We start from the raw sequence: 25,581 nt of genomic DNA on the forward strand, positions 1-25,581 counted from the left end.
CATATGGATGATGTTACTTTCGTGCTCAGGGCATTACTCTTTTAAGCTGCCGCCGTTAGTGGCAATCACCTCTTTATACCACCAGAAGCTCTTCTTGCGGCTGCGCGCCAGGGTGCCGTTGCCTTCATCATCGCGATCGACGTAGATAAAGCCATAGCGTTTGGACATCTCCGCTTTCGAAGCACTCACCAGATCGATAGGTCCCCAGCTGGTGTAGCCCATCACCTCAACGCCGTCCTCAATTGCCTCACGAACCTGCACCAGATGGTCGTTAAGGTAGCTGATCCGGTAATCGTCGTTGATGCTGCCGTCAGCTTCCACTTTATCTTTCGCGCCGAGACCGTTTTCCACGATAAACAGCGGCTTCTGATAGCGATCCCACAGCACGTTCAGCAGCGTGCGCAGACCGAGCGGGTCAATCTGCCAGCCCCACTCCGAACTTGCCAGATGCGGGTTTGGCACCATGCTGAGAATATTGCCGCGCGATTTTTTGTTCAGCTCTTCGTCGGCGGTCACGCAGCCGGTCATATAGTAGCTAAAAGAGATAAAATCGACGGTCTCTTTCAGGGCTTCGCGATCGGCATCGGTGATCTTAAGGCTAATGCCGTTGTCGCGGAAATAGCGCAGCATATAGCCCGGATAAGCGCCGCGGCACTGGACATCGCCAAAGAACTGCCAGCTGCGGTTCTGCTGCAGCGTTTCAAAAATATCGTCCGGTTTGCAGCTCAGCGGATACATCAGGCCGCCGAGCAGCATATTGCCGATTTTGCCCTCAGGCACGATGTCATGGCAGGCTTTAACCGCCAGCGCGCTCGCCACCAGCTGATGGTGAATGGCCTGGTAAACGTCCGCTTTGCTGCTGTCAGCCGGCAGACCAACGCCGGTCATCGGCGCGTGCAGGGACATATTGATTTCATTGAAGGTCAGCCACAGCTTGACCTTCGTCTTGTAGCGCTCAAACACCGTACGGGCATAGCGTTCGAAGAAGCCAATCACTTTGCGATTGCCCCAGCCGCCGTAGTTTTTCACCAGCGCCCACGGCATCTCATAGTGCGACAGCGTCACCAGCGGAGTGATATTATGCTTCGCCATTTCGTCAAACAACTTGTCGTAAAAGGCCAGTCCGGCTTCGTTGGGCTGCGTTTCGTCGCCCTCAGGGAAAATACGCGCCCAGGCAATCGATACGCGCAGGCAGTTAAAACCCATTTCGGCAAAGAGGCTGATATCTTCCGGGTAACGATGATAGAAATCGATGGCGACGTCTTTTATGCCGCTATCGCCAGGTACGCGTTCTACCACATCGCCAAATACGCCGCGCGGTTGGACGTCAGAAGTGGTTAATCCTTTCCCCTCTTCCAGATAAGCGCCTTCGACCTGGTTTGCCGCGGTCGCGCCGCCCCATAAAAACGCCTGTGGGAATGTCTTCATTCATCTCTCTCCTGTGATTAACGGCTTACGGACAACAGCGGCTGACCGGCATCCACCGCGCTGGCGGAAACAATGTCGAGAGCACGGTAATCGTCGCTGTTGCTGATAATAATGGGCGTCGCCAGATCGTAACCGGCGTTCAGAATCGCCTGACGGTCAAACTCCAGCAGCAGATCGCCCGCTTTAATTTTGTCGCCCTCTTTAACATGGGCGGTGAACGGCGCGCCATCGAGCTTGACGGTGTCGATACCCACATGGATAAGCAGTTCAATTCCGCTATCGCTCAGCAGGCCGATAGCATGTTTCGTCTGGAAAATCGAGGCGACTTCCCCCGAGAACGGCGCAATAACTTTGCCTACTGAAGGGATAATCGCCACACCCTGGCCAAGTAAACCGCTGGCGAAGGTGCTATCTGGAACCTGATCGAGCGCCAGCACGCTGCCGGTCATCGGCGCCAGAATATCGTTTTCCGAGGCCGGGGCCACGACAACGGCCGCCTGTTCGGCGGCGCTGCGCGGCAGCCCGGCGACTAACGTGAGCACGCAGGCGATGATTAATGCGCTAATCGTTCCCAGCGCGCCGCCCCACACCGTGGCGTCAATGCCCTGCGGCGGGATCATCTGCGCCAGGGTGAAAATATTACCGAAACCGAAAGAATAAACGTGGCTGTCGCTGAAGCCGACAATCGCGCCGCCGATAGCGCCAGCGACGCAGCCGAAGATAAAGGGACGGCGGAGCGGCAAATTCAGCCCATAAATCGCCGGCTCGGTCACGCCGAAGATCCCGGCGGATACCGCCGAGCCCGCCAGCACTTTTTGCCGGGCATCGCGAGTGCGCAGGAAAATCCCCAGCGCGGCGCCAACCTGACCCATTACCGCCGGCAACAGCATCGGCATCATCGAATCATGGCCAAGCACGGTAAGGTTGTTAATCATCAACGGTATCAGGCCCCAGTGTAAACCGAAGATGACGCACACCTGCCACAGCGCGCCCATCGCCGCCCCGGCAAGCCAGGGCGCAACCTGATAGATAAGCAGATAGCCATTGGCCAGCTGCTGGCTCAGCCAGGTCGCAACCGGGCCGATAATCAGAAACGTGAGCGGGACAACCACGGCCAGGCAAATCGCCGGGGTAAAGAAGTTCTTCATCGACGAGGGCAGTATTGCGTTGCTTCGCCGCTCAATCCAGCAGCTCACCCACGAGGCGAGGATAATCGGGATGACCGACGAGCTGTAATTGATAAAGGTCACCGGAATGCCAAGGAAATATTCCGCCGCGGCGTCAGGCGCCATACTGGCTTCGAAAGATTGAATCATCAGCGGATGAGTTAACGCGCCGCCGATCACCATCGTAATAAAGGCGTTACCGCCAAATTTCTTGCCGGCGGTGTAGCCGAGAAATAACGGGAAAAAGAAGAACAGCGCATCGCTGGCGGCAAACCAGATTTTATAGGTCGCCTGTTGCGTCGTTAACCAGCCGCAAACGACAGCCAGCGCCAGCAGTCCTTTGAGGATCCCCGAGGCCGCCAGGACGCCGATAAACGGGGTAAAAATACCGGAAACCACGTCGATAATCTGGCCGATAATCGACACTTTTTCGCCCTTCACCGCAACCGGCTCACTGTCGTCCGTCAGGCCGGCTTCGCTGCGCACCGCCAGCCAGACATCATGTACGTGGTTACCGATGACCACCTGAAACTGGCCGCCGCTTTCCACCACCATGATGACGCCAGGATTCGCCTTCAGTCCTTCGGCATCCGCCTTCTTGCTATCTTTAAGCTTAAAACGCAGCCGCGTTGCGCAGTGAACCAGACTCACAATATTCTCTTTGCCGCCTACCCGGCTAAGAATATCCTGCGCGAGTGCTTTATATTCCATGCTGTTTTTCCTTACTTCCGCTGCCCGCAGGCATCGTTAACTGAGTATTAAAAATAAAAAAACCCGAGAACAACGCCGTGTAAGCGTTGCGCTCAGGTTTTGCCTGCATAATGCAGTAACAATCCAGTTGTAGAGTGGGAGCCTGGCGCCAGGCCCGATCGGCGCTTAGCGTCCCTCTTTTCTCACCCGTTCAATATGAATGGCGAGAAACATAATTTCTTCCGTCGTCAGCGGCCGCTGGTAGCTCTTTTGCAGGTGCCGGGCGACGGTTTCCGCACACTTCCACGCTTTTGGGTAGTTATCCTTTACCGCGCTGTGCAGCGTCACATCATCATCTTCGACCACCGTTCGCGTCAGCATACGCTGGGCGAAAAACTTAAGATGCGTAACGAAACGCTGGTAGCTCAGCGACTCTTCGTCGTAGTTAAGGGTCAGCTGATATTTCACCAGCTGCAGAATCTCCTGCATGACCCGGGTAACGTGCATCACCTCCGGCATTTCGCTGTTGAGCTGCGCCGTCACCAGATGCAGGGCAATAAAACCCGCCTCATCTTCGGCCAGTTCAACGCCAAGCCGTTTGGCGATAATCGCCCGCGCTTCCTGCCCTAACTCAAACTCCTTCGGATACAGCCGTTTTATTTCCCACAGCAGCACATTACGAATGGCGAGGCCCTTCTTCTGCCGCTCGATCGCAAAGTGGCAGTGATCGGTCAGGGTAATGTACAAGCTGTCCTGTAACTTACCGAGACGACCGCGCGCCAGATCGATAATCCGATCGCAGGTGGTCATCACTTCTAACGGTATCTGACTGAGTAATTCGCCTAAACGACCAATCAGTTCATCGCTCTGCAGCGCGAAGACTTTTTCAATTTTACTTTCATCAAGAGAGTCACCAACGCGTTTTTGGAAGGCAAGTCCTCGGCCCATGACCACCTGTTCGCGCTGCTGCTCATCGACAACCACCACTACATTATTATTAAGTACTTTGGCGATTTGCATATGAACCCCAAAAACAAAAAAACCTGACCCCGACAGATGCCAGGAAATCAGGTTTTGCCTGCCGGAGCAGTAACAATCGGTAGTGAGTATTTCACTGTCCGCCGGGTAATCTCAATGGGACAAGCAAAAAAATGTGATGCAGGTCAGATAGTTTAGCTACGCCAGTCGTTAATCGTGCGCGCAATACTGGTTGAATCCTGTAGAGTGCGCACCGCGCTGAACAGATCAGAAGCTTCGAGGTATTCTTTACGCAAATAGCTCAACCACTGTTTGATACGCGCGACGTGATAAAGGCCGGTATCGCCCTGCTTTTCCAGACGGGTATATTTTTGCAGCAGCCCGACGACCTGGGGCCAGGGCATACGCGGTTCGTTATATTTTATTACCCGGCTTAAGTTCGGCACGTTCAGCGCGCCGCGGCCAATCATTACCGAGTCGCAGCCAGTCGCGGCCAGGCAATCCTGAGCGCTTTGCCAGTCCCAGATTTCACCGTTGGCCACCACCGGGATAGTCAGGCGCTGACGGATTTCGCCAATAGCCTGCCAGTCAATGCGCTCCGCTTTATAGCCATCCTCTTTGGTGCGGCCGTGAACCACCAGCTCGCTGGCCCCCGCCTGCTGGACCGCATCGGCTATTTCAAATCGCCGTTCGCCGCTGTCCCAGCCAAGCCGAACTTTTACCGTGACCGGTAGTTCGTCGGGAACCGCCTCGCGCATCGCTTTCGCGCCGCGATAGATAAGCTCAGGATCTTTGAGCAGCGTTGCCCCGCCGCCGCTGCCGTTCACCAGCTTTGACGGGCAGCCGCAGTTCAGGTCAACCCCCCAGGAACCGAGTTCGACCGCGCGAGCGGCGTTTTCCGCCAGCCACTGCGGATACTGCCCGAGCAGCTGCACGCGCACGCGGGTGCCGGAGGGCGTCAGGCTGTTGTTATGCAGTTCCGGGCACAGTTTGTAGAACGATTTTACCGGCAGGAGCTGATCCACCACGCGCAAGAACTCGGTGATGCAGAGATCGTAATCATTGACTTCGGTCAGCAGCTCGCGCACCAGCGAATCGAGCACGCCTTCCATCGGCGCCAGTAGTACACGCATATTGTTTATCATTGCCCGAAAAAAAGAGGCGCTATGGTAGCGCCTCTGGATGCGGGTTGAAAGGGGTGAATATCGGTTTTACCGGCGGCGCTGCTGCTTCCCGGCTTGCGCTGCGCTTAGCCGGGCGACAAGGTCGCCTCTGTCTGCGGGCCGGGAAATGTACGGCCGCTTAACGTGGTTGCAGGCAGTTATCCTCTTTCCAGCCGTACAGCCACTCAATGCCGCGATAAAACTCGCTCTGGGTTTTGCCTTTCCACAGCAGATTGCGCACCTGGCGCTCAACCCCGGCAGCGTGATAGACCCGCCCCATTTCACGCGTCGACCAGACGATCCGCGCGGTACGCGGAATACGCACCGATTCATACAGCGCGAAAGCGCGGGCGGCGTCGCCGTCGCACTGGGCCAGCGCTTTACCCAGGGTCACCGCATCTTCCAGCGCCATACAGGCCCCCTGCGCCATATACTGCGCCACCGGATGCGCGGCATCGCCGACCAGCGTAATACGATCGTTGCCCCATTTTTCTACCGGCTCGCGATCGGCTGTGGACCAGCGGCGCCAGGAGGTCGGTTTATCGAGCATCTGCCGGGGACGCGGGTGGATACCTTTAAAGTAGGAGAGCACCTCTTCTTTACTGCCGTCGCGCACGCCCCACTCTTCCTGCTGCCGACTATGAAAGGTCACCACCAGGTTGTACTGCTTACCGCCGCGCAGCGGATAATGCACCAGGTGGCAGTGCGGACCCGCCCACAGCACCGGCGCATTGATGCGTAAATCGTCCGGCATATCGGCGGCATCGACGACCGCGCGATAGACCACGTGGCCGGTTACCCGCGGCGAATCGCCCAGCAGGCTTTGGCGCACCACCGATTTACCGCCGTCGCAGCCGATCAGAATATCCGCCGTCCAGCTATTGCCTTTATCATCAAACACCGTCACGTCATCGGCGGTCTGGCGGATATCCACTACCTGCGTCGAAGTACGATACTCGACGGCCGGATGGGTCAGCGCCGCCTCCCAGACGGTGGCGTGGATATCCACCCGGTGGATCACCGCATACGGCCCGCCAAAATGGTCGCGGAACGCCTGTCCTGTCTCAATGTGCACGACCTCTTCGCCGTTTACCGCATCCATCATGGTGATATGGTCGGTAAAGACCGCCCGCTGACGGGCGACTTCGCCGACGCCGAGGCTGTCCAGCGCCGAGAACGCGTTTGGGCCAAGCTGGATCCCGGCGCCAATTTCGCCGATTTCATGCGCCTTTTCCAGCAGCATCACCTTGATACCCTGGCGCGCCAGCGAAAGCGCCGTGGCTGCCCCGCCAATACCGCCGCCGACAATGATTGCTCGCATCACTTTTGCCATGTTGCCTCCTAAGCCGGGATCTTATCTTGTTGGTTTTCCGGCGCGGCGGCGATAAACGCCGGCAGCCGGGTACAGGCGTCATAAACCGCCTGGCAGCGTGGATAGTGGCTGAGATCGCAGCCCATCCTCAGCGCGTTGGCCCACTGCGGCACCAGACAGCAGTCCGCCAGGGTGGGGGCATCGCCCACGCAAAAATCGCCGGATTTCGCGTGGCGCAATAGCTGTTCAACGGCGCTGAACCCCTGCTGGATCCAGTGCGCATACCAGCGTTTTTTCTCCTCTTCGCTCACCTTAAGCTCGTCGCCAAGGTAGCGTAAAACGCGCATGTTATTAATGGGATGAATATCGCAGGCGATGGCGTATACGATCTCCAGCACCCGCATGCGCGCGCTGTCTTCCTCAGGCAGCAGCAGCGGCTGCGGATAGTGCCGATCCAGCCAGTCCGCTATCGCCAGCGACTGGCCGAGAGATTCACCTTCGTCGGTAATGAGCGTCGGCACCAGGCCGACCGGGTTCAGCCGCCGGTACTCCAGCGCATTCTGCTGGCCGATGCGGATATTGACGCCCACGCTCTGGTAGTCGATGCCTTTCAGCGCCAGCGCGATGCGCACGCGGTAAGAGGCAGAGCTATTAAAAAAACTGTACAGCTTCATCATTCACCTCACACCACGCGCACGGCGATTGGCGTCAGTCCATCTACGTTGCCGGTGATAACATCGCCTTTCACCACCGCGCCAACGCCTTCTGGAGTCCCGGTAAAAATCAGGTCACCGGGCTGCAGCTCAAAGAAGCCGGAAAGATAGCTGATAGTTTCATTAACCGACCAGATCAGGTGGCGAATATCGCTGCGCTGATGATCTTCCCCATTCACCTGCAGCCAAATTCCCGCCTCGTTGACGTCAACCGTATCTGCTTTGTGCAGCGGCGCTATCGGCGCGGAGAGATCGAAGGCTTTGCCGATTTCCCAGGGACGGCCCATCTGGCGCATCTCCATCTGGCGATCGCGGCGGGTCATATCCAGACCGGTGGCATAGCCCCAGATATACTCATGGGCCTGCTCCAGCGGGATATCGCTTCCCCGTTTGCCAATCGCCACCACCAGCTCAATTTCATAGTGATAGTTGTCGGTTTGCGCGGGATACGGCAGGTTCAGCGTCTCTCCCGCAGCGACGGGCACCACCGCATCGGCAGGCTTGCAGAAGAAAAACGGTGGTTCGCGATCCGGATCAAAGCCCATTTCACGCGCGTGAGCGGCGTAGTTGCGGCCCACGCAGTAAACGCGGCGTACCGGAAACTGCTCATCGCTGCCGACAACCGGAACGCTAATTGGGGCCTGGGGAGCAAAAACGTATTGAGTCATGATGGAGTCCTTATTCGTATTTTTTAATAACGCGCTTCGCGGAACAGGCCGAGCGCTTCCTGCACGGGACGGTCCGAAAAGCTGAATAACACGGTATCTTCGGCGGAGATAAAAGAGACGGCGTGCCAGGTGGGCACCACGAAGATATCCTTTGCCTGGAAAGAAAATGTCTGCTCGCCGATAGTCACCTGGCCGCTGCCCTCTACCACGTGATAGATGGAGCTATCGGTGGTTTTTGCCGCTCGCGAGGTAAACCCTTTCGGCAGCAGCTGGAGAAAGGCGCCCATCGATGGCATCGGGTAGCCACCGGTGACCGGGTTGACGTAACGCATCTTATAGCCGTCCCACTCGTCGGCATCCCCCATACGCGTCAGATCGTGCAGCGCTTCGCGGCTGCGGTCGTAGCGATAGTTAAAGATGGGCGAAGAGTTACCGACCTGATGGCGCAGCGGCAGCATATTGGCGGCGTAGCGCGGCAGATAATCCCCCTCTTTGCGGGTCACCGGCTGCTGATCCTCCGGATAGTCTTCCGCGAAACCACAGCCCAGATAGTTCACCAGCGGCAGATCGAGGCCATCCACCCAGACAACCGGCTCATTGCCCTGGTTGCCGTGGTCGTGCCAGCGCCACTGCGGCGTCAGAATAAAGTCACCGGCCCGCATTTGCGTGCGTTCGCCATCGACGGCGGTAAATGCCCCTTCACCTTCAACCACAAAGCGCAGCGCCGACTGGTTATGACGGTGGCTCGGCGCCACTTCTCCGGGCATGATCAGCTGTAAACCGGCATACAGCGATGAAGTAATCGATGACTGTCCGCGCAGCGCCGGGTTCTCCAGCACCAGTACGCGGCGTATCGCCTCTTTCGCGCCAATCAGCTCGCCGCTTTTCAGCAGCAGCGGACGAATCTCCTGATAGTTCCAGTAAGCCGGCGCACAGGTAGGGTTCGGCGTTTTCGGGACCAGATGGTGCAGCGATTCCCAAAGCGGCGTCAGGTTTTGCCCGGAAATATGCTGATAGTAGTTCTGACGATCGTTGTTGATTTCCATGGAAGATTGGGACATGAGCATTCTCCTTATTTATTCACGATGCCCGCAGAAGGCAGCGCGGCAGGTACAGATGTTGGGTTGCGAACGGCAAGCGTCAGCAGGACAAGCATCACGGCGCTAACCACAGCCGGTACTGCGATAACAAAAAACAGGGTGTCAAAAGAGAAATTCATCGCCATCATCACGCCGCCGGAGAGCGAACCAACAATGGCTCCGCAGCGGCCAATCGCGTTTGACCAGCTCACGCCGGTCGCGCGGCTTTGGGTGGGATACAGCGTCGCGGTCAGAGCATTCAGCCCCACCTGCGAGCCGCTGATGCCGATACCGGTGCCGAAAATCGCCAGCGCCATGAGCCACAGACCGTTCTCGCTCAGGCCAATCATGACGATACAGACCGACCCCAGGGCGTAACTCAGCGCCAGCACCCGGAAAGGGTTGAAACGGTCCATCAGCACACCGAGCAGCAGTGCGCCAAAGGTCCCGCCAATCTGGAAGGCCGCGGTCACCCAGGAAGCATGCTGTAAATCAATTCCACGATGGTTAAGCAGCGTCGGCATCCAGCTGGAGAGGAGATAGATAATCAGCAGGCTCATAAAGAACACGACCCACAACATCAAGGTGATGGGCAGCTGACGCCCGGCAAATAGCTGGCGGATGCTGCCTTTCGCGCCGGCGGCAGGCTCATCAAGCCAGAAATGGGTATCGGTATAGCGTTCGCCGGTTATCGCGCCAACGGTTTTGGCAATCATCGCTTGTGGCAGCTGACGACGGATCTGCCAGCGCGGAGATTCGGGAAGCAGCGGGATTAGCGCCGCCGCCAGCATCAGCGGTAGCACGCCCCCCAGCACCAGGATACCGGGCCAGCCAATCAGCGGCACCAGCTGCGCGCTGACCACGCCGCCGAATGCCGAGCCGAGGGTGAATCCACAGAACATCAGGGTCACCAGCGCTCCGCGCCGCCGGGCAGGCAGATATTCCGAAGTCATCGTAATGGTGTTAGGCATCGCGCCGCCCAATCCCAGCCCCGTCAGGAAGCGCAGGATCACCAGCGTCTCCAGGTCAGGGGAAAACGCGGAAAGCAGGCTAAACAGGCCGAATAGCGCGACGCAGAACTCGATGACCCGTTTACGGCCAAAGCGGTCGGAGAGCGGACCGCAGAGCAGCGCCCCGGCGGTTAAGCCCAGCAATCCTGCGCCAAATAACGGCGCGAGATCGCCTGCGGTTAATTGCCAGTGGTGACGAATATCCGGGGCGATAAAACCAATTGCCGCAGTATCGAAACCGTCGAGCATGACCACCAGGAAACAGCAGATAATCACGCGCCACTGCCGGGCGCCGACCGGCGCGGCATTAAGCAGTTTCTGTAGTTCGAGTCGTTGAGTCATCGTTATGCCTCAGTGCAGGTAGGGGAAGATGTTGTATTTATTTCTTTTATGTTGCGAGTTTGTAACCCAAGCAATGAAATGTACAATGGTATTTCGGGCATAGACATAACCTGGAGGTTATCGCTGATGGCAGGCTGGACGCAGAAACTGAAGCTGCACCATTTACAGATGCTGGTCGCGCTGGGGGAACAAGGCAACCTCACGCAAGTGGCTAAAATGATGAATATTACTCAGCCGGCGCTCTCCAAATGGCTGAGCCAGTTTGAAGATGAAGTCGGCATGCCCCTGTTTGAACGTCACAGCAAAGGCCTGCGCCCGACAGAAGGCGGAAAGCTGCTGCTTCAACACGCCCAGCGGCTGATTAACGATATGTCGCGTTCGCAGTATGAAATCGAGCGTTTCAAACAGGGCGGACAGGTGGGGAGTCTGATGATCGGCTGTTCACCGGTGGCCACCGACTGCGTTTCGCAGGCGATCCTCGAACTGCTTAAAGAGATGCCGACCCTGCATCTTAATATCGAAGAGAAAGTCATGACGCCGCTGCTTAACGATCTGCTCGCCGGGGTGATTGATGTCGTGGTCGGGCGAGTCGGCGGGCGGGCGCTGGAGCTGCCGCTGAGCTACCGGGTGCTCTACACCGAGCCGGTCTGCTTTGTCGCCCGCCCCGATCATCCTCTGGCGCAAAAATCGCAGTTAAGCTGGGCTGACCTCTCTCCGTGGCGCTGGATTGTCTGGCCCACCGGCACACCGATTCGCCTGAGCATCGACAACGCGCTGGTGGATAACGGCGTCATGCTGCCGGAGAACACCATTGAGTCCGCCTCGATGAACGTCACCAGCAACCTGTTACAGAGTAGCGATATGGTGTCGATACTCTCACTGCGCCTGGCGCAGCGCTATGCGGCCCAGCACCAGCTGGCGATTCTTAATTTGCCGCGCATTGAACAAAAAGGTAGCGTTGGGGTTTTCTGGCGAATAAGTGAAGCGCCGTCGCTGGCGTTGAGCCGATTTCTGCACTGTCTGTCGCTGCAATCGACACACTGATAGCCGTCCGTTTTGCTGTTCCCCGTCTCTATTGCAGGTATGCGTAGAATTCATGATGTGATCGGTAGCACATTTTTGGCTTTAATTGTATGATGAATGCGGTTCATCAAGGGTTATTACCATGAGTAAATCACTGATTATTGTCTGGCAGTATGTGCGCGCTTTCGTGCTGATCTACGCCTGCTTGTATGCGGGCATTTTTCTCTCTTCACTCCTGCCGATCGCCATTCCCGGCAGTATTATTGGCATGCTGATTTTGTTCTTTCTCCTGGCGCTGCAGATCCTGCCGCCGCAGTGGGTTAACCCCGGCTGCAATATCCTGATTCGCTATATGGCGCTGCTGTTTGTGCCTATCGGCGTGGGCGTTATGCAGTATTGGGATTTACTCCGTGCGCAGTTTGGCCCGGTAGTGGTTTCCTGCGCGATAAGCACGCTGGTGGTTTTTTTAGTAGTCAGCTGGAGCTCACACCTGGTTCACGGCGAGCGCAAAGTGGTTGGTCAAAAAGGAAGTGAAAAATGATCCATGAAATCTGGTGGTCGCTGCCGCTAACCCTTATCGTCTTTTTCCTCGCCCGCATGCTGGCGGCGCGATTCAAGTTTCCGCTGCTTAATCCGTTACTGGTGGCCATGGTGGTGCTGATCCCCTTTTTGTTGATCACCGGCATCTCCTACGAGCGCTATTTTCAGGGCAGCAAAATTCTTAACGATCTGCTGCAGCCGGCGGTGGTTGCGCTGGCCTTTCCTTTATATGAGCAGCTACACCAAATCCGCGCTCGCTGGAAATCAATCATCACTATCTGCTTTATCGGCAGCGTGGTGGCGATGGTCACCGGTACCACCGTTGCCTTACTGATGGGCGCAACGCCGCAGATTGCCGCCTCTATTCTGCCGAAATCGGTCACGACCCCGATTGCGATGGCGGTGAGCAGCAGCATTGGCGGCATTCCGGCGATCAGCGCGGTATGCGTTATTTTTGTCGGCATTCTCGGCGCGGTCTTCGGCCATACGCTGTTGAATGTGATGCGCATTCGTACCAAAGCTTCGCGCGGCTTATCGATGGGTACCGCCTCACACGCACTGGGTACCGCCCGTTGCGCTGAACTCGACTATCAGGAGGGCGCGTTCAGTTCGCTGGCGCTGGTACTTTGCGGGATTATTACCTCGCTGGTTGCCCCGTTTTTGTTTCCGCTGATCCTGGCAATAGCCGGATAGTTGTGATTTGAATCACAATTTAAAATGCAACGAGATAGAATTACATTAACAATGAGATGTTAATCACATATGTCGGCTATAAGCACCCGTACACTAGATTCCCATTACATTGTTATGAGGCAACGCCATGCACCCACGTTTTCAAGCTGTTCTTCCCCAACTGGCGGCGGACCTGCAAGCGGCCATCGCCCCGATGCTGGCCGACCCGCATTTTCCGGCCCTGCTCAATGCAGATCAGGTCGCTGCGCTGCAAAGCGCGACGGGGCTGGACGAAGACGCGCTGGCCTTTGCTCTGCTGCCGCTGGCGGCGGCCTGTGCGCGTACCGACCTCTCCCACTTTAACGTCGGCGCCATTGCCCGCGGCATCAGCGGTACCTGGTACTTCGGCGGCAATATGGAATTCCTCGGCGCCACCATGCAGCAGACCGTGCACGCTGAGCAAAGCGCCATCAGCCATGCCTGGCTGCGCGGCGAAAAATCCCTGCTGGCGATTACCGTGAACTACACCCCCTGCGGCCACTGTCGTCAGTTTATGAACGAACTGAACAGCGGACTGGCGCTGCGCATCCATCTTCCGGGCCGCGAAGCCCATTCGCTGCAACACTATTTACCGGACGCTTTCGGCCCGAAAGATCTGAATATCAAAACCCTGCTGATGGATGAACAGAACCACGGCTTCCCGCTCAGCGGCGATGCGCTGGCCCAGGCGGCGATTCAGGCAGCCAACCGCTGCCATATGCCGTACAGCCATTCGCCCTCCGGCGTCGCGCTGGAGCTGAAAGACGGGACTATTTTCACCGGTAGCTATGCAGAAAACGCCGCCTATAACCCGACGCTGCCGCCGCTGCAGGGCGCGCTGAATCTGCTGAGCCTCAATGGTTACGATTACCCGGATATCCAGCGCGCTGTTCTTGCCGAGAAGGCCGACGCGGCGCTCATCCAGTGGGACGCAACCGCCGCGACGCTGAAGGCGCTGGGCTGTCATAACATCGATCGCGTCCTGTTAGGTTAGTCACATTCTGCGGGCCAAACGGCCCGCATTGTTGAAAATCCCCGCAATTAAACGACGGTTTCTTGCGCTTGCCCGGCGGGTAAAGTAGCCTGAAGCTTCCCTCGTCCACTATTGAGCCCGGTTCATGTTAAAGCGTGCGTTATACAGCCTGTTAGTCCTGTTCGGCTTGCTGCTGTTAACCGTGCTGGGGCTTGACCGCTGGATGAGCTGGAAGACCTCTCCTTATATCTACGATGAGCTACAGGACCTGCCCTATCGTCAGGTCGGCGTGGTACTCGGCACCGCTAAGTACTATCGTACCGGCGTCATCAACCAATATTATCGCTACCGAATTCAGGGCGCGCTGAACGCCTACAACAGCGGTAAGGTGAACTATCTGCTGCTCAGCGGCGATAACGCGCTGCAGAGCTATAACGAACCGATGACCATGCGCCGCGATTTAATTAAAGCTGGCGTCGATCCGGCGGATATCGTGCTGGACTATGCGGGTTTCCGTACCCTTGATTCGATTGTTCGCACCCGTAAAGTCTTCGACACGAATGATTTTATTATCATTACCCAACGCTTCCACTGCGAGCGGGCGCTGTTTATTGCCCTGCATATGGGTATTCAGGCGCAGTGCTACGCGGTGCCGTCGCCGAAGGATATGTGGAGCGTGCGCCTGCGCGAGTTTGGCGCTCGTTTCGGCGCGCTGGCCGATCTCTATATTTTTAAACGCGAACCGCGATTCCTGGGTCCGCTCATCCCGATCCCCGCGCTGCAGGAAGTCCCGGACGGCGCCCAGTCCTACCCGGCGGTCACGCCGCAGCAGCTGATGGATCTGCAGAAAAAAGAGAAGTGAAGCCGCCATAAGCGAACGTGAAAACTGGCGTCTTACCGAGCGGGAATACTTTTCTGATTACGCGAGTGAATATCGGGATACTGAGGATATATACCCTACCTGATTCAGGTTGCAGGAAGGCGGCAAATTATCATTCCGAAAAAGCAAAAGGCAGACGCCTGAACTGACGCCTGCCTTCATTCACTAATCTTATTTCTTACGCGCGTACTTCAGTGAATCCAGCGCCACGGCGAAAATAATAATGGCCCCTTTGATAATGTACTGCCAGTACGGGTTGACGCCGATATAGGTCAGACCGTAGTTAATGACGGTGAAGATAATCACCCCGGTCACCACGCCGAACACGGTGCCGACGCCGCCGCTGAACGAGACTCCGCCGACCACGCACGCGGCAATCGCATCCAGTTCATACATAAAGCCGAGGTTGTTGGTCGCCGACCCGATGCGCCCGGCCTCCAGCAGCCCGCCGAACGCGTAGAACACGCCGGAGAGCGCGTAAATCATCAGCAGATTCAGCGCAACGTTCACCCCGGAGACCTTCGCTGCTTCCGGGTTGCCGCCGATAGCAAAGATGTTTTTACCAAAGCGGGTCTTGTTCCACAGGATCCACACGAAGAAAACGGCAATCAGCGCGTAGAAGGTGATATACGACAGACGGAACGAGCCCAGCGCTACGAACCCTTGGGCAAATTGCGAAAAGTGACTATCAAAGCCGGAAATCGGCGACGCGCCAACGAAGTCGTAATACAGCGAGTTAATACCGTAAACGATGATCATCGTACCGAGGGTGGTGATAAATGGCGTCACGTTCAGGTAGGCAATAATAATACCGTTGATAAGCCCAATCACCGCGCCGATCGCACAAACCAGCAGGATAACCAGCGGAATCGGCATCGTGGCCATTTCCGGGAACACTTTGTTGGCGTTGTCCACCGCCTGTAGCATTGTGGCGGCGATAACCGCCGCCAGGCCGACCTGACGCCCGGCCGAAAGGTCGGTCCCCTGAGTGACGATAAGTCCGGCAACCCCGAGCGCGATGATAATACGCACCGAGGACTGGGTCAGAATATTACTTAAATTCAGCAAACTTAAGAAAGTCGGGTCCTGGAAAATAATGATGGCCAGCAATACTAAAAGAACGACGTAAATCCCACCCTCTTTCAACCAGGTGAGAAAACTCTTTTTATTTAACGCACTCATGAGAAGCCCCTGATCTTAAAGGTGCAACGACGCAAGACGGAGAATTTCGTTTTGCGTGGTAGTTTTAGTCTCAACAATTCCGGCAACAAGACCATTGCTCATCACCAGAATACGGTCGGTAATACCCAGCAGCTCCGGCATCTCGGAGGAGATAATAATGATGCCTTTATCTTTTTTGGCCAGTTCGGCGATCAGCTGATAAATTTCGAACTTGGCGCCAACGTCAATGCCGCGCGTCGGTTCATCGAGCATCAGAATTTCCGGCTGAGTTAATAGCCAGCGACCAATAATCACTTTTTGCTGGTTACCACCGGATAACGAACCAATTTGCGTATGCTGCCCCGGAGTTTTCACGCGCATTGAATCGATGACCCATTGGGTATCGCTTTTCATGCGTGAATTATCCAGCAAGCCGACCTTATTTTTGTACTTCTTAATATTGGAGATCAGCGAGTTAAAACCGATATCCAGATACGCATAAATCCCCGTCGAGCGACGCTCTTCGGTCACCAGCGCAAAACCATGGTTGATGGCTTCATTGGCGTTATGGTTATTAATCTTCTTACCGTGCAGCTTGATTGTCCCGCCAGACTTCTCGCGAATACCAAATAACGTCTCGACGATATCGGTACGTTTCGCCCCTACCAGCCCGGCGATACCGAGGATTTCGCCTTTGTGCAGGTCGAACGAGACATCGCGGATTGACGGCTGACGCAGCGAGGTTAAATTACGCACCTCAAGAATTATCTCGCCCGGCTTATTTTCCCGGGTCGGGAAGCGCTGAGTGAGGGAACGGCCCACCATCATCGCGATAATCTTATCCATATCCAGCCCTTCCAGCGGCTGGGTGGCGATCCACTGGCCGTCGCGCAGAACGGTAATTTCATCGCATAGCTGGAAGATCTCTTCCATTTTGTGGGAAATGTAGACAATGCCGCAGCCGCGCTCTTTCAGCTTGCGGATAATGGTAAACAGATGATTGACCTCTTTTTCGGTTAACGAAGACGTCGGCTCATCCATAATCACAATTTTGGCGTTATAGGAAAATGCCTTCGCAATTTCAATCATCTGCATTTGCGATACCGATAGCGTCCCGACGCGAGCGCGTGGGTCGATATCAATATCCAGCTCGTCAAAAATCGCTTTGGTATCACCATACATTTTGTCCTGATCGACAAACATACCTTTGGTGGGATAACGCCCCAGCCACATGTTGTCCATCACCGAACGTTGCAATACCAGGTTTAATTCCTGATGAACCATTGAAATACCGTTTTCCAGGGCCTCTTTTGCCGAATGGAAATCGATCTCTTGTCCCTGAAAAAGAATACTGCCGGAATCTTTTTGATAGATCCCAAAAAGGCATTTTAATAATGTTGATTTGCCCGCACCGTTCTCCCCCATTAATGCATGAATAGAGTGGGGACGAACCTTGAGGTTCACATTATCGAGAGCCTTGACGCCAGGAAACGATTTGTTGATGTTGGTCATTTCCAACAAATATTCGCCTGACCGTTCGCTATTATTGCTGACCATAGTTATACCTGGCTGCGTGCATGCATACCCCAGCCGTCGAATTAACGACGGGCCGGGACGGATTCGGTATCAGGAATAATCGGGCGTACAGCGCGTACGCCCGCGGCTTATTAAGCTGTTACTTACCAATAAACTCGCTCAGATTATCTTTATCAACGCCCACGTACGGTACGCGGACAATCTTATTATCAATTTTCCAGTTAGTACCGGCAGCCGGTTCTTTACCATCGGCGAGGTTTTTCGCCAGATCGAAGGTCGCTTTCGCCTGGTTGTTAGCATCGTTCAGTACGGTTCCCGCCATGGCGCCGGATTTCACCAGCGCTAAGGCTTCAGGCAGAGCATCGACGCCGAATACCGGGATGCTGCTCTTATTGTGCGCTTTCAGCGCTTCTACCGCGCCCATGGCCATCGCGTCGTTATTGGCGATAACGACTTCAATTTTGTTCGCGTTCGGGCCGGAGAGCCAGGCATCCATCTTATCCTTCGCCTGCGCGGTATCCCACATGGCGGTATCTAACGCCAGCTGCTGGGTTTTCAGCCCTTTATCATTCAGCTCTTTAATCACGTAGGTGGTGCGCGCTTCGGCATCCGGATGGCCCGGCTCACCTTTCAGCAGGACAAACTGAATCTGGCCATCTTTATTCAGGTCCCAGTTCGGGTTCGCTTTCCAGTGCTTGGCAATCAGATCGCCCTGAATTACGCCGGACTCTTTTGAATCAGTCCCGACGTAGTATGCTTTATCGTAGCTATCCAGCGCCTTGCGGGAAGGTTCTTTGTTAAAGAATACCACCGGCACATTCTGGCCACGGGCTTTATCGATTACCGTACCCGCCGCTGCGGGGTCAACCAGGTTAATCGCCAGCGCCTTCACCCCTTTTGCCAGCAGGACGTCAATCTGATCGTTCTGTTTGGACTGGTCGTTCTGCGAGTCATTCATCAGCAGCTGAACATCCGGCGCTGATTTACCGTCTTTTTCGATTGCCTTACGCACTACCGACATAAAGTTGTCGTCGTATTTATAAATCGTCACGCCGATACGCGTATCTGCGGCGTGAGCGGCGGCGCCGAATAACATGCTAGCCATTACAGCAGACAGGGTTAACACCTTCTTATTCATGGAATCTCCGGTTTTATTATGCAGGGTCTTTGGAGTGAAAACGGCTGGCGAGTGTTACATTGATGTTACCGCACAGCGACATTCACGACTTTAATTCTGTCTTCCGTGTAGGGTAACGCTCCTGAAAAACGGCTTAATTAATCGTTTAACCGCCGATTACTGCTGTAAAAGTGATTAATCACCGTGACATAGTATGTTCAGACTTGTAAACGCAGCAATCATAGTCAGCTTAATGTTAACAAACTGTGAAATCACTCACATATTGAAAGCGGTTACATCAGCCAGATAATTAGTTAGTGATCGGCCCCACAATTTGCCTCTGCGCCACCGAATGTCGACGCACCAGCGTCGGCATAAAGCAGTGGCTGGCTTCGCGATCCAGCTTCCCGGCAGCCCCCTGCAGCGCCAGCTCTGTCGCCAGTTTTGCCATCGACATGATCGGGTAGCGCACCGTGGTCAACTGCGGGTCGGTGTAGCGCGAAATGGGAATATCATCAAAACCAATCAGTGAAAGGTGCTGCGGCACGGCAATACCGTTATCTTTAAGCGTCGTTAGCGCCCCGGCCGCCATGCTGTCGTTATAGGCAAAGATCGCGGTCAGGCCGAGGTTACGCCCCAGCAGCTCTACCATCGCCGCTTCCCCGCCCTGCATATCCGGCGAACCTGAGCCTATCCAGCCGTCGGGAGCGATAATGCCTTGCTCATGTAACGCCCTGCTCCACCCTTCCCGACGTAAATCATCATCTTCAATACCGTGATTAGAAGAGAGGTAGCCGATGCGCTGGTGGCCATGATTGAGCAGCATGCGGGTCGCCATCAGCGCGCCGCTGACGTTATCCAGCCCGACGCAGCGGTGGGCGTATCCCGGCACGATGCGGTTAATCAGCACCATTCCCGGCATGTGCTCCATAAAATCCCCCAGCTCCGCATCGCTCAACGCTTTGGAGTGAACGATCAGCGCCGAACAGCGCTGGCGAATCAGTACTTCAATGGCGTTACGCTCTTTTTCCGCTTCATGATAGCTATTGCCGATAAGCACATATTTTTGATGCTGCTGGGCGACGGTATCTACCGCTTTGACCAGCGCGCCAAAAAAGGCGTCCGACACGTCCATCACGACCACGCCGATGGTATCGCTGACCTGGGTCGCCAGCGCCTGCGCGTTGGCGTTGGGCCGATAGCCCAGCAGCGTTACCGCCTTCATTACCGCTTCTCGCGTATCCGGGCTCACCAGCGCGCTGTTATTCAGCACGCGCGAAACCGTAGCCACGGAAACCCCCGCCTGACGGGCGACATCACGAATGGTGATCATGCTCACCGACCTTTAGGGAATTGCAGTACGTCACACTCACCTCCTGTGTTCAGCAAGGTGGCTATTCTGGCAGCGACGCGCCGCACGCTACGTGAGTGAAGTCACAGGGATGGAAACGGTTACATCCATTTTGTTAATGATTGTGATCCAGATCGTTATCTGGATGTATCTTTTAATGATGTCCCCGACGCACGCAGGGTTAATTGACGCCATAGCCACTCAACGGGACCCTGACGAAAATGACGTAGCCAAAGCCACGAAAAGAGAAGATTAATCGCCCACACGGCCGGTACGAAGGACAGCAGCTGTAGGCGGTCGTACTTCATAAACAGGCCGAAGCGGTAAAACAGAGTGGTGCAAATCAGGGTTTGCAGCAGATAGTTGCTCAACGCCGTGCGCCCGACGCAGGCAATGGCCCCCACCAGACGAAATTTCGCCAGCTGCGGCCAGAAGCCCCAGGCCAGCGCCGCGTAGCCGATAGTCTGCAGCGGCGCGCCCAGCTCGCGCGGCGCCTGTAGAAGAAATGCGCACCAGCGAGGATCCCAACCGAGATGCCACTGGGCGAAAATAGAGGGTAAATTAACCGCCATACCGCCAGCGATGAGCAGCGCGCCGGTGCGCCGGTAGTGGCGAAGACTGAACTGCCCTTTCAGCCAGCCGCTGCGCATCAGCGCGGCCCCCATCAGCATCATCCCGGCCAGCTGCCAGCCGTATTGCGCGCCCAGCGCCAGCAGGTTATCCGACAGCATATCCGCACGATTACTCACCGCTTCAAAGCCGCCTTTCAGCTTCCAGTACTGTTCGTACTGTAAATTCGCCGCGTCCGGCACCCACGAACGATTAGGCGAATTGCCGGAGATTAATCCCAGCAATAGCAGTACCGCCACGCCGATGACATACAGCACCACGCCGGTATTAAATAGCGATTTAACATCGTGAGCATCGCGTATCATCCGCCAGCCCACCAGTCCTACCAGCGCATAGGCCAGCAAAATATCGCCGTCCCAGAAAAAGAGACCGTGGATAAAGCCCAGCAGCGCCAGCAGCGTCAGACGCGACTGGATCCAGCGCTTGCCGCGCGGCAGCAAAAGCTGAAGCCCGGCGCCAAACAACAGGGCGAACAGAGTCAGGAATTTGACCTGCGCCAGCAGATCGAGAATCGCCCAGGTCCAGGCGTCGCTATCGGAGATGCTCCCGGACCACGCCGGGTTAAGGTAGGCGGCCTTCGGTAAACCGAAGGCGCTGATATTCAGTAGCAGGATACCGAGGATGGCGACGCCGCGGACGAAGTCCAGCGTGACATTTCTCTCCATGTACCCTGCTCCGTTTTAGTTGTGGTGACGTACGGCGCGCAGGAACTCCTGGCGAGTATTCTGGCTGGATTTAAACAGGCCGCCCAGCGATGTGGTGGTGGTGGCGCTGGTTGCATCGCGAATACCGCGCGCTTTTACGCAGTAGTGAACCGCATCGATGGAAACCGCGACGTTGCTGGTTCCCAGCAGGGTCTGCAGCGCGGTAAGGATCTGCTGCGTCAGTCGCTCCTGCACCTGCGGGCGCTGGGAGAAGAACTGCACGATACGGTTGATTTTAGACAGACCAATCACCGAATCTTTCGGGATATAGGCCACCGTCGCTTTACCATCAATCGTAACAAAGTGGTGTTCGCAGGTGCTGGTCAGGGTGATATCACGCACGGTGACCATTTCATCAACCTGCATCTTGTTTTCGATGACGGTGATTTTAGGGAACCGGGCGTAGTCCAGGCCGGAGAAAATCTCATCGACGTACATTTTGGCGATGCGATGCGGAGTCTCCATCAGGCTGTCATCACTTAGATCAAGGTTTAACAGCTGCATAATCTCGGTCATGTGTCCGGCGATCAGACGCTTGCGAGTTTCATTATCAATTTCTTGCACTGGCGGACGCAGCGGCGTCTCCAGCCCACGAGCGACCAGCGCTTCATGAACGAGTATGGCTTCTTTACTCAGTGATGACATTTTTATTCTCCTGCAGGTGTGGCGCTCTTTGCTCTTCTGAGGGCAAAGTTTGTATTCATTGTGCGTGAGGTGACGCACAGAATCCAGTAGCCGCATCGATAATTGTTGAAATTGGCGTCACCTTTCGTTCCACGCTGCCAGACCAGCGCACTACGATGCGTCACGCAACGCCCTGCTCACCTTGCCGCAACCAACTTAATCGCCGCCGATAGCGCGATTCCGGCGCTACGACAACGTCAGCATGTTGGTTAAAAGTTGCATTAATGATGCAATACGTTCCGAAAAGGAGGAAGTGAAAGTTACTCACCAGCGCATGAAATATCTGTATTATGGAAAATTACGCCTGAGACACTTAAGGAGCCCTGCATGGAACTGCTCGAAGAGCACCGCTGTTTTGAAGGTCGGCAGCAACGCTGGCGGCACGACTCCGCCACGCTGAACTGCGCAATGACCTTCAGCATCTTTCTCCCCCCCGAGACCGCAGACGCGCCGCCGCCGGTTGTCTACTGGCTCTCCGGCCTGACCTGCAACGATGAAAACTTCACCACCAAAGCGGGCGCTCAGCGCGTCGCCGCCGAGCTCGGCATTGCGCTGGTGATGCCGGACACCAGTCCGCGCGGTGATAACGTTGCCGACGATAGCGCTTACGATCTGGGCAAAGGCGCGGGCTTTTATCTCAATGCCACCCAGGCGCCGTGGTCAGCACATTTCCGCATGTACGATTACCTTCGCGACGAGCTGCCGCAGCTGATTGCCCGCGAGTTTACGCTCAGCGATCGCTGCGCCATCAGCGGGCATTCCATGGGCGGCCACGGTGCGCTGGTGATGGCGCTGAAAAATCCGGGCCGCTTCGTCAGCGTATCCGCCATTGCGCCTATCGTTAACCCGACCCAGGTTCCCTGGGGCAAAAAAGCCTTTACCGCCTATCTGGGAGCGAATGAAGCAGACTGGCAGGCCTGGGACAGCTGCGCGTTAATGCAGGCCAGCAGCGAGTCAGATGCGATCCCAACCTTGATTGACCAGGGCGATAACGATGCATTCCTCGCCGAACAGCTGCAGCCGGCGGTGCTGGCGGAAACCGCGCGTCAGAAAAGCTGGCCGTTAACACTACGTATTCAGCCCGGGTACGATCACAGCTACTACTTTATCGCCTCATTTATTGAGGACCACCTGCGTTTCCATGCCCGGCACCTCTTCTCCTGATCCTTCAATGCGTCGTGAAGCCCCTTCCCGGCGCATTGATACGCAAAATGCCTCAGCATCCAATAGTCATAAAAACTAATATATACAGAGAGATAGTGTATTTTCCGTCGTCGGTGGGTATGATTTTTGGCGGCGCTTGAGGCTTTCGCCTCAGGGCAGGATTGAGTTTTACCGTTGTGCTGAGGCAGAAAGAAGAAAGCCCCGAAGGTAATGTAATCACCCACGAGGCTATCTGCATGCTTAGACAACATCAGGTTAGTCTCTTACCCGCCGAAAGGCAAGGAGAACAAACCATGAAGGTAACGCCCAACGTCCCGATCTGGTGTCTGCTCATCGTGTGTATACCCGTCATACTTCAAGTTGCATGTGCGTTGGCTTTCCTCGCTCACCCCAGTCACTTACTTAAGTAAGCTCCTGGGGACTCCCTGCGTCGCCGCCTTCCTGCAACTCGAATTATTTAGGGTACATTAGAAATAATTGCGGCAGTATTCGTGCCATTATTCGCCCCGGTTAGAAGCGGTAATCGACGGCCATAAAGTAGCGGCGACCTTCTTCTGTATAGCTGTAGTCGTCGCGGCTCAGATCCTTATCGCCGACGTTAAGCACCCCGGAGCGCAGCTTGACGTTTTTGGTGACATTCCAGGCCGCGCCGATATCAAACATGGTGTAGCCGCCGGGCGTTTTGCCCGTCGTGCTGACCGAACGCTGTTCGCCGGTATAGTTGGCGGTGACGTAGAAGGACCAGTCATCCAGCGGTTTCCAGTCGAGTGTGCCGTTAGCCGTATGGAACGGCAGCGTCTGCAGCGGTTTATCGCCGCCGTTACTCAGGTCGCGACCATCGTTATAGGTGTAGTTCACCGTCAGCTTCCATTCATCGCCAAACGGTACTTTCAATTCCGTTTCTACCCCTTTGATTCGCGCCTTATTGACGTTGAAGTAGCGGAAGACCGGCACGCGTTTCCCGTTCACCGTTTTCCAGCCGACAAAGTTCGGATAGCCCGGCGCTTCGCTGGCGCTGGAGGTACGCAGAATATCGATCATATCGTCAACGTTGTTCTGGAAGGTGGTGACGCTTCCTTCCACGCCTTCAAGCCAGCCCTCTTCGCCGCGATAGTACAAACCCAGCTCGAAGCTTTCGCTGGTTTCCGGCTTCAGATCCGGGTTACCGATAATGCTGCACGAACCGCGGCAGGAGTTGGTGGTCCAGTCCGGGTTCAGCTGCAGCAGCGATGGCGCTTTAAATGCCGTCGCCCAGCCGCCCTTCACGGTCACGGTATCGGTAGCGTTATAGACCAGATAAGCACGCGGGCTCCAGTGATCGCCATAGGTCTGGTGATCGTCCATACGGATGCCGGTGGTTAAGGCCAGAGGTTCGATTATCCGCCATTCATCTTCCAGGAACAGCGCATACTGGCTGGCGGAAGTGGATTTACCGCCGCTGCTCAGGTTGACCGGATCCTTCAACTTATCGTGGCGCCATTCGCCGCCGAAGGTCAGCAGCTGGTTAATCATTCCCAGCGGCAGAACGTATTTGCCATCCACCGCGTTACTCTCAGAAGTGATGGTGCCGGCCTGTCCGGGATTTTTATTATCCACTTTCTCGCCGTAGAATTTCAGCTCGCTATTGCCGACATCCCAGCGGCCGTTGTGGCTCAGGGAGTAGTTCTGCCGTTCAAGGCGGTTGCGGTCGAGAGAGTCGGAATCACGATCCTGGCGATCAAAACCGTAGCCTGCGGTAATGTCCTGATTATCATTGGGCGTCCAGGCGAATTCGACATTGCCGTCGCGGCTGGTGAAGCCTTCAATACGCGGCGTTTCGCCAGCTGCGTTGCTGGAAGCCTGCTGATCGTCCTTGGCGCGCTTTGCCAGGCTGCCGTAGGCCTTCATTCCGAGCACACCGTCAATCAGCGGGCCGCTGGTAAAGAACTGACCATTGTACGTATCGCCGCGATCGCGGTGTTCCTGAATGGTGGTGTCCGCGCTGAGGGTGCCGGTCCACTGCTGGCCGACTTTTTTAGTGATGATATTCACTACGCCGCCGAGGGCGTCGGAACCATAGAGGGAAGACATCGGCCCGCGCACGACTTCGATACGCTCAATGGCATCAACCGGGATCCAGTTAAGGTCAAAATCATTGTGGCGGAAAACGGCGTTGCGCGAGTTAACGCGTTTGCCATCAACGAGGATCAGCGTATAGCCGCTGCTGAGGCCGCGAATACTCACCCCCTTGCGGTTATCCCCTTCGTTGGTGAGCTGCACGCCCGGCACTTCCCGCAGTACATCCTTCAGGTTTTGTACCGGTCTACGCTGCAGATCCTGTTGGGTGATAACGCTAATACTGGCGGGCGCATCTTTGACGCTCTGTTCAGTTGCCGCAGCGGTGACGACCAGCGTTTCTTCATTAACGTCGGCCAGCGCCGGAAACGCTAAGGATACGACGGACGCGCATAATCCGGCCCGGACAAAAGGGTTTAGCCTGAACATTCCATATCTCCATGAGGTGTACAACAAAACAAACAAAAAAGGTGCTGCTCACAGGTACTGTCGGCATACCGCTC

General features: G+C 55.8%; 21 protein-coding genes and 1 pseudogene. 6 read left to right on the forward strand and 16 right to left on the reverse strand.

The features are described from left to right. Nucleotides 1-33: 33 nt before the first annotated feature. The 9 genes and pseudogenes from IAE27_RS11855 to IAE27_RS11895 all read right to left on the reverse strand — a co-directional run bounded on the left by IAE27_RS11855 (nucleotide 34) and on the right by IAE27_RS11895 (nucleotide 10,549). Nucleotides 34-1,428, reverse strand: a complete 1,395-nt coding sequence (locus tag IAE27_RS11855) for a glycoside hydrolase family 1 protein (RefSeq protein WP_154022250.1) — start codon at nucleotides 1,426-1,428, stop codon at nucleotides 34-36. Nucleotides 1,429-1,445: 17 nt separating this feature from the next. Next, nucleotides 1,446-3,417: pseudogene (bglF, locus tag IAE27_RS11860) on the reverse strand (PTS beta-glucoside transporter subunit IIABC). A 53-nt stretch (nucleotides 3,418-3,470) separates the two neighbouring features. Further along, nucleotides 3,471-4,304: a transcriptional antiterminator BglG gene (bglG, locus tag IAE27_RS11865; protein WP_004103859.1), complete on the reverse strand. Its 834-nt coding sequence runs from the start codon at nucleotides 4,302-4,304 to the stop codon at nucleotides 3,471-3,473. 152 nt (nucleotides 4,305-4,456) lie between these two features. Then, nucleotides 4,457-5,395, reverse strand: coding sequence for a tRNA dihydrouridine(16) synthase DusC (gene dusC / locus IAE27_RS11870; RefSeq protein ID WP_004114085.1), 939 nt, complete (start codon nucleotides 5,393-5,395; stop codon nucleotides 4,457-4,459). A gap of 169 nt (nucleotides 5,396-5,564) precedes the next feature. Further along, entirely contained in the window at nucleotides 5,565-6,758 is a 1,194-nt protein-coding gene (locus IAE27_RS11875) for a 3-hydroxybenzoate 6-monooxygenase (protein WP_004103863.1), read from the reverse strand. Nucleotides 6,759-6,766: 8 nt separating this feature from the next. After that, entirely contained in the window at nucleotides 6,767-7,411 is a 645-nt protein-coding gene (gene maiA / locus IAE27_RS11880; RefSeq protein WP_016809257.1) for a maleylacetoacetate isomerase, read from the reverse strand. Nucleotides 7,412-7,419: 8 nt separating this feature from the next. Then, complete coding sequence (locus IAE27_RS11885; protein ID WP_016809258.1) at nucleotides 7,420-8,118, reverse strand: fumarylacetoacetate hydrolase family protein; 699 nt, start codon at nucleotides 8,116-8,118, stop codon at nucleotides 7,420-7,422. 23 nt (nucleotides 8,119-8,141) lie between these two features. Continuing rightward, the gene (gtdA, locus tag IAE27_RS11890; protein WP_200092467.1) at nucleotides 8,142-9,179 is read right to left on the reverse strand and encodes a gentisate 1,2-dioxygenase; all 1,038 of its coding nucleotides are present in this window, start codon (nucleotides 9,177-9,179) and stop codon (nucleotides 8,142-8,144) included. A gap of 11 nt (nucleotides 9,180-9,190) precedes the next feature. Further along, nucleotides 9,191-10,549, reverse strand: coding sequence for an MFS transporter (locus IAE27_RS11895; RefSeq protein WP_004103871.1), 1,359 nt, complete (start codon nucleotides 10,547-10,549; stop codon nucleotides 9,191-9,193). A 126-nt stretch (nucleotides 10,550-10,675) separates the two neighbouring features. On the opposite strand from IAE27_RS11895, the gene IAE27_RS11900 reads away from it, so the two are divergent. From IAE27_RS11900 to sanA, 5 genes are all read left to right on the forward strand, one after another. Beyond that, nucleotides 10,676-11,593, forward strand: a complete 918-nt coding sequence (locus IAE27_RS11900) for a LysR substrate-binding domain-containing protein (protein WP_154022251.1) — start codon at nucleotides 10,676-10,678, stop codon at nucleotides 11,591-11,593. A 121-nt stretch (nucleotides 11,594-11,714) separates the two neighbouring features. Then, a complete protein-coding gene (locus tag IAE27_RS11905; RefSeq protein WP_004103875.1) occupies nucleotides 11,715-12,113 on the forward strand; it encodes a CidA/LrgA family protein in 399 nt (132 codons plus the stop codon). Continuing rightward, a complete protein-coding gene (locus tag IAE27_RS11910; protein WP_004103877.1) occupies nucleotides 12,110-12,805 on the forward strand; it encodes a CidB/LrgB family autolysis modulator in 696 nt (231 codons plus the stop codon). The genes IAE27_RS11905 and IAE27_RS11910 overlap by 4 nt, the downstream gene beginning before the upstream one ends. A 127-nt stretch (nucleotides 12,806-12,932) precedes the next feature. Then, the gene (gene cdd, locus IAE27_RS11915) at nucleotides 12,933-13,817 is read left to right on the forward strand and encodes a cytidine deaminase (RefSeq protein ID WP_004103882.1); all 885 of its coding nucleotides are present in this window, start codon (nucleotides 12,933-12,935) and stop codon (nucleotides 13,815-13,817) included. A gap of 124 nt (nucleotides 13,818-13,941) precedes the next feature. Further along, nucleotides 13,942-14,658: an outer membrane permeability protein SanA gene (sanA, locus tag IAE27_RS11920; protein ID WP_004103884.1), complete on the forward strand. Its 717-nt coding sequence runs from the start codon at nucleotides 13,942-13,944 to the stop codon at nucleotides 14,656-14,658. A gap of 189 nt (nucleotides 14,659-14,847) precedes the next feature. On the opposite strand, the gene mglC is transcribed toward sanA, so the two are convergent. The 6 genes from mglC to folE all read right to left on the reverse strand — a co-directional run bounded on the left by mglC (nucleotide 14,848) and on the right by folE (nucleotide 21,820). Continuing rightward, on the reverse strand, nucleotides 14,848-15,858 hold the full coding sequence (mglC, locus tag IAE27_RS11925) for a galactose/methyl galactoside ABC transporter permease MglC (protein WP_004103885.1): 1,011 nt from the start codon (nucleotides 15,856-15,858) through the stop codon (nucleotides 14,848-14,850). A 15-nt stretch (nucleotides 15,859-15,873) separates the two neighbouring features. Further along, the gene (gene mglA, locus IAE27_RS11930) at nucleotides 15,874-17,394 is read right to left on the reverse strand and encodes a galactose/methyl galactoside ABC transporter ATP-binding protein MglA (RefSeq protein ID WP_004103886.1); all 1,521 of its coding nucleotides are present in this window, start codon (nucleotides 17,392-17,394) and stop codon (nucleotides 15,874-15,876) included. 118 nt (nucleotides 17,395-17,512) lie between these two features. Next, the gene (gene mglB, locus IAE27_RS11935) at nucleotides 17,513-18,511 is read right to left on the reverse strand and encodes a galactose/glucose ABC transporter substrate-binding protein MglB (RefSeq protein WP_004103888.1); all 999 of its coding nucleotides are present in this window, start codon (nucleotides 18,509-18,511) and stop codon (nucleotides 17,513-17,515) included. Nucleotides 18,512-18,800: 289 nt separating this feature from the next. Continuing rightward, nucleotides 18,801-19,823, reverse strand: a complete 1,023-nt coding sequence (gene galS, locus IAE27_RS11940) for an HTH-type transcriptional regulator GalS (protein ID WP_004103891.1) — start codon at nucleotides 19,821-19,823, stop codon at nucleotides 18,801-18,803. A gap of 155 nt (nucleotides 19,824-19,978) precedes the next feature. Continuing rightward, nucleotides 19,979-21,136, reverse strand: coding sequence for a DUF418 domain-containing protein YeiB (gene yeiB / locus IAE27_RS11945; RefSeq protein ID WP_004103893.1), 1,158 nt, complete (start codon nucleotides 21,134-21,136; stop codon nucleotides 19,979-19,981). 15 nt (nucleotides 21,137-21,151) lie between these two features. Further along, nucleotides 21,152-21,820 (reverse strand): GTP cyclohydrolase I FolE, encoded by a 669-nt coding sequence (folE, locus tag IAE27_RS11950; RefSeq protein WP_004103895.1) that lies wholly within the window; start codon nucleotides 21,818-21,820, stop codon nucleotides 21,152-21,154. Nucleotides 21,821-22,186: 366 nt separating this feature from the next. On the opposite strand from folE, the gene fghA reads away from it, so the two are divergent. Beyond that, nucleotides 22,187-23,023 carry an S-formylglutathione hydrolase gene (gene fghA, locus IAE27_RS11955; protein ID WP_200092469.1) on the forward strand — a complete coding sequence of 279 codons (837 nt, stop codon included), beginning with the start codon at nucleotides 22,187-22,189 and terminating at the stop codon, nucleotides 23,021-23,023. 510 nt (nucleotides 23,024-23,533) lie between these two features. Here fghA and cirA read toward each other — a convergent pair. Continuing rightward, a complete protein-coding gene (gene cirA, locus IAE27_RS11960; protein WP_004114107.1) occupies nucleotides 23,534-25,507 on the reverse strand; it encodes a catecholate siderophore receptor CirA in 1,974 nt (657 codons plus the stop codon). Between the last annotated feature and the right edge of the window lie 74 nt (nucleotides 25,508-25,581).

Origin of the sequence: Klebsiella sp. S69 (genome assembly GCF_016516145.1) — a bacterium.
GTDB classification, from domain to species: domain Bacteria; phylum Pseudomonadota; class Gammaproteobacteria; order Enterobacterales; family Enterobacteriaceae; genus Klebsiella; species Klebsiella oxytoca.

Bases quoted from the DNA above. Each gene is read 5' to 3' on its own strand.
- IAE27_RS11855 (WP_154022250.1), bottom strand. From the start codon at position 1,428: ATGAAGACATTCCCACAGGCGTTTTTATGGGGCGGCGCGACCGCGGCA.
- bglG (WP_004103859.1), bottom strand. From the start codon at position 4,304: ATGCAAATCGCCAAAGTACTTAATAATAATGTAGTGGTGGTTGTCGAT.
- dusC (WP_004114085.1), bottom strand. From the start codon at position 5,395: ATGCGTGTACTACTGGCGCCGATGGAAGGCGTGCTCGATTCGCTGGTG.
- IAE27_RS11875 (WP_004103863.1), bottom strand. From the start codon at position 6,758: ATGGCAAAAGTGATGCGAGCAATCATTGTCGGCGGCGGTATTGGCGGG.
- maiA (WP_016809257.1), bottom strand. From the start codon at position 7,411: ATGAAGCTGTACAGTTTTTTTAATAGCTCTGCCTCTTACCGCGTGCGC.
- IAE27_RS11885 (WP_016809258.1), bottom strand. From the start codon at position 8,118: ATGACTCAATACGTTTTTGCTCCCCAGGCCCCAATTAGCGTTCCGGTT.
- gtdA (WP_200092467.1), bottom strand. From the start codon at position 9,179: ATGTCCCAATCTTCCATGGAAATCAACAACGATCGTCAGAACTACTAT.
- IAE27_RS11895 (WP_004103871.1), bottom strand. From the start codon at position 10,549: ATGACTCAACGACTCGAACTACAGAAACTGCTTAATGCCGCGCCGGTC.
- IAE27_RS11900 (WP_154022251.1), top strand. From the start codon at position 10,676: ATGGCAGGCTGGACGCAGAAACTGAAGCTGCACCATTTACAGATGCTG.
- IAE27_RS11905 (WP_004103875.1), top strand. From the start codon at position 11,715: ATGAGTAAATCACTGATTATTGTCTGGCAGTATGTGCGCGCTTTCGTG.
- IAE27_RS11910 (WP_004103877.1), top strand. From the start codon at position 12,110: ATGATCCATGAAATCTGGTGGTCGCTGCCGCTAACCCTTATCGTCTTT.
- cdd (WP_004103882.1), top strand. From the start codon at position 12,933: ATGCACCCACGTTTTCAAGCTGTTCTTCCCCAACTGGCGGCGGACCTG.
- sanA (WP_004103884.1), top strand. From the start codon at position 13,942: ATGTTAAAGCGTGCGTTATACAGCCTGTTAGTCCTGTTCGGCTTGCTG.
- mglC (WP_004103885.1), bottom strand. From the start codon at position 15,858: ATGAGTGCGTTAAATAAAAAGAGTTTTCTCACCTGGTTGAAAGAGGGT.
- mglA (WP_004103886.1), bottom strand. From the start codon at position 17,394: ATGGTCAGCAATAATAGCGAACGGTCAGGCGAATATTTGTTGGAAATG.
- mglB (WP_004103888.1), bottom strand. From the start codon at position 18,511: ATGAATAAGAAGGTGTTAACCCTGTCTGCTGTAATGGCTAGCATGTTA.
- galS (WP_004103891.1), bottom strand. From the start codon at position 19,823: ATGATCACCATTCGTGATGTCGCCCGTCAGGCGGGGGTTTCCGTGGCT.
- yeiB (WP_004103893.1), bottom strand. From the start codon at position 21,136: ATGGAGAGAAATGTCACGCTGGACTTCGTCCGCGGCGTCGCCATCCTC.
- folE (WP_004103895.1), bottom strand. From the start codon at position 21,820: ATGTCATCACTGAGTAAAGAAGCCATACTCGTTCATGAAGCGCTGGTC.
- fghA (WP_200092469.1), top strand. From the start codon at position 22,187: ATGGAACTGCTCGAAGAGCACCGCTGTTTTGAAGGTCGGCAGCAACGC.
- cirA (WP_004114107.1), bottom strand. From the start codon at position 25,507: ATGTTCAGGCTAAACCCTTTTGTCCGGGCCGGATTATGCGCGTCCGTC.